Annotated in this window: 3 protein-coding genes; all 3 read right to left on the reverse strand. The window is 75.1% G+C overall.

What is annotated here, in order from left to right:
• Nucleotides 1–153 precede the first annotated feature (153 nt).
• Complete coding sequence (locus tag AB0O00_RS33930) at nt 154–993, reverse strand: hypothetical protein (RefSeq protein WP_363658407.1); 840 nt, start codon at nt 991–993, stop codon at nt 154–156.
• Nucleotides 980–1,504, reverse strand: coding sequence for a SigE family RNA polymerase sigma factor (locus tag AB0O00_RS33935; RefSeq protein ID WP_363658408.1), 525 nt, complete (start codon nt 1,502–1,504; stop codon nt 980–982). The genes AB0O00_RS33930 and AB0O00_RS33935 overlap by 14 nt, the downstream gene beginning before the upstream one ends.
• A 412-nt stretch (nt 1,505–1,916) precedes the next feature.
• Nucleotides 1,917–3,031, reverse strand: a 1,115-nt coding sequence (locus AB0O00_RS33940; RefSeq protein ID WP_363658410.1) for a M1 family metallopeptidase, incomplete at its 5' end; no start/stop codon positions are given.

Genomic DNA, 3,031 nt, shown 5'->3' on the forward strand with positions numbered 1-3,031 from the left:
GGGGGGTGCCGTCGACGGTCAGGAGGGGGGGGGCGGCGGGGCGGGGCGCGCAGCCCGCCCGGAGCAGCGCGCCCGGCCCGACGAGGGCACGACGGGGTAGGGGCATGGCGGTCGGCTTTCGGAAAGGCGGTCGGAGTTGCGGAAGGCAGGGCCTCAGCCGGTCGGGCCCTGGGGGTCGGTGCTCGTCCGATCCATCGAGCGGATCGACTCCAGCACCTGCTGCACCTGCTCGACCTCGGCCCCCGTCGGCTCCCGCAGGCACGCGGTGAGCTCGATCAGCGTCGGGGACGGGCCGCTCGCGACGGTCCGGTAGCCGACGAGCTCGGTGGTGCCGCCGACGGCGGTGCACTCCTTGCCGGTCGCGGTGACCTGGGCCGGGACGGACTGCTCCGCGTACGCCTTGATCCGGCTCGGCTCCTTCACGAGCCGGAAGGTCACGACGGCCCCGCCGCCGCGCAGTTGACCGACCGGCAGGCAGAGCGTCTTCTTGTCGGCGCAGGCGGTCGGCTCGGCGATCGGCTGGTTGGCCAGGGTGCCGATGCTCACCTCCGGGCCGGTCCAGGTGTTCTCCTGCGTGAGCCAGCCCTTGGGCACGTTGACGACCATGTCGGCGACCGTCCGGAACGAGATCGCCGTCCCCAACGGCCCCACGGGGTCCGGGCCTTCCGGTGCGGGCGTGGGCGAGGGGGCCGCCGTGCTCGCGGAGGGGGAAGACGTTCCGGCGGCCCCCAGCGCGCCGGTGCCGGACGGCGCGGGGGCGATCGCCGGGGCCGCGGCCAGTGCGGCGGCGAGCAGGCCGCCGGTGAGCCCGGCGCCCAGCCCGGCGGCGCGTCGTCGGCGGCGGGCGCGGTCGGCGCGGGCGAGGATGCGCTCGATGCGGTCCTCGGGCTCGGCGAGGTGCGGGGTGGCCTGCCGGAGGAGGACCCGGAGTTCCTGCTCCTCCCCGATGCCGGTGCCAGTGCCGTCCGGGTCGATGAGGTCAGTTCCCGTCACGGCGTCCCCCGTCCAGCACCAGTTCCCTGACCGGCAGTTTGCCGCGCAGCGCGGCGAGCGCCCGGTGCGTCTGGCTCTTGACGGTGCCGGTGGTGCAGCGCAGCACCTCGGCCGTCTCCTCGACGCTGAGGTCCTCGAAGAAGCGCAGCACCACGACGGCCCGTTGGCGCGGCGGCAGCGCCCGGACGGCGGTCGCCACCACCTGGCTGAGCACGACGTCCTCGAAGGGGTCGGCCCGGTGTACCGGCGGTTCGGGCAGTTCGCCGTGCGGGACTTCGCCGGTCCAGCGGCGGCGCCACCAGGAGACGTGCGCGTTCACCAGGACCTTCCGCACGTACGCCTCGGGGCGCTCGATCGCGATCCGGTCCCACTTGGGCCAGACCTTGGCGAGCGCCGTCTGCAGCAGGTCCTCGGCCTGGTGCGGGTCGCCGGTCAGGAGCCAGGCCATGCGCAGCAGCTTCGGGCCGCAGGCGGCGACGAACTCCTCGAAGTCCGGTGTCGCGTCCCTCATCCCGCCGCCCCTGCCATGCCGCTCCCGCTGTTGCCGTCTGCCGTGGCGGCCTGGTCGGCCGCGTGCGTGGTGTTGTCCTCACGGCTGGTGGAACGCGGTGGCCCGCGGTTCGGGTTGTCTCCGTTCCGGGGTGATTTTCCCAGCCCCGGCGGACGGCCCGGGCCCGGCCCCGGCGGGAACGCTGGACGGCCCGCGAGCCGGCCGGGACTGAGCCGGGCGGCGGGCGGGCCGTGGCACCACGATGCGCCGTCCGTCCCGTGCGGCACAGGGGCGCGCGCGGGGCGCCCGGTCGCACTGCACGGGCGCGGCCGGGGCGTACGGAGGGTGTTCCGGCTGTGCTCCGGTCGTGCCCGGCCGTGCTCCGGCTGTGCCTGTGCAGTGCTCCGGCCGTGTTCCGGCCGTGTTCCGGCCGTCAGAGCGTCCCGGAGCCGTGGTCGACGGGCCCGGCCGCCGCACGGGCCGTCACCGGTGGCGCGCCGACCCGCCAGTCCGGGTGGCCGGGCATGGGCGGGGTGCGGTGGCCGTACAGCCAGTCGGTGAGGAAGTCGCCGAGGTCCTGCCCGGAGACCTCGGAGGCGGTGCGGATGTAGTCGGCGGTGGTCGCGCTGCCGTACCGATACCGCGCGAGGAAGGTGCGCTCGATCGCGTCGAACACGGCCTCGCCGACGCGCTCGCGCAGCGCGAAGAGCACCAGCGCGCCGCCGGTGTAGCGCTGGCTGTCGAACAGGTCGGCCGCGGTGGGCGAGGCCACCGGCCCGGCGTCGTGGCGCCACTGGTCGCCGAGGCCGTACAGGTAGCGCATGCGGTCGACGAGGGTGGTGTAGCCCCACGCGTCCGGCCAGCCGCGCTCGTAGCGGTAGAGCAGGCCGTAGTAGTCGGCGTGGCCCTCGTTGAGCCAGAGGTCCGCCCAGGTGGCGGGGGAGACGCTGTCGCCGAACCAGGAGTGCACGAGCTCGTGCATCATGTGCGAGCCGATCGCGGGCTCGGGCTGGCGCAGGAAGGTGGGCTTGTACAGCGTCAGGGTCTGGGTCTCCAGGCCGGTGAAGCCGAAGGCGTTCGGGTCGTCGGTGTCGGCGGGCAGGATCCCGTACGCCTCGAAGGGGAACGGGCCGAGGTGCCGTTCGGCCCAGGCGAGTTGGTCGGCGGTGAGGGCGAGGGCCGGTTCGAGGTCGGCGGCGCGCGCGGTCGGCACGACGTCGCGCAGCGGCAGGCCGTGCGGTCCCGGCCGCTCGCGCACGGTGTAGTCGCCGACGGAGACCTGGACGAGTTCGGTGGCCATCGGCTCGCGGGAGACGTAGCGCCGGGTGGTGCGGCCGTCGCCGAGCGGTGTGCTGCCGGTGAGCTCGCCGCTGGCGACGCCGAGCAGGCCGTCCGGGGCGGTGACGTCGATGGTGAAGCGGGCCTTGTCGCTGGGGTGGTCGTTGGACGGGAAGACGGTGTGCGCGCTCGCGGGCTGCCCGGCGACGGCGAAGCCGTTCGCGGTGGGTACCCAGCCGGTGTGCGGGAGCTTGGCGCGGGGGTCCCCCG

The organism is Kitasatospora sp. NPDC093558, from assembly GCF_040683475.1.
Classification (GTDB): Bacteria; Actinomycetota; Actinomycetes; order Streptomycetales; family Streptomycetaceae; genus Kitasatospora.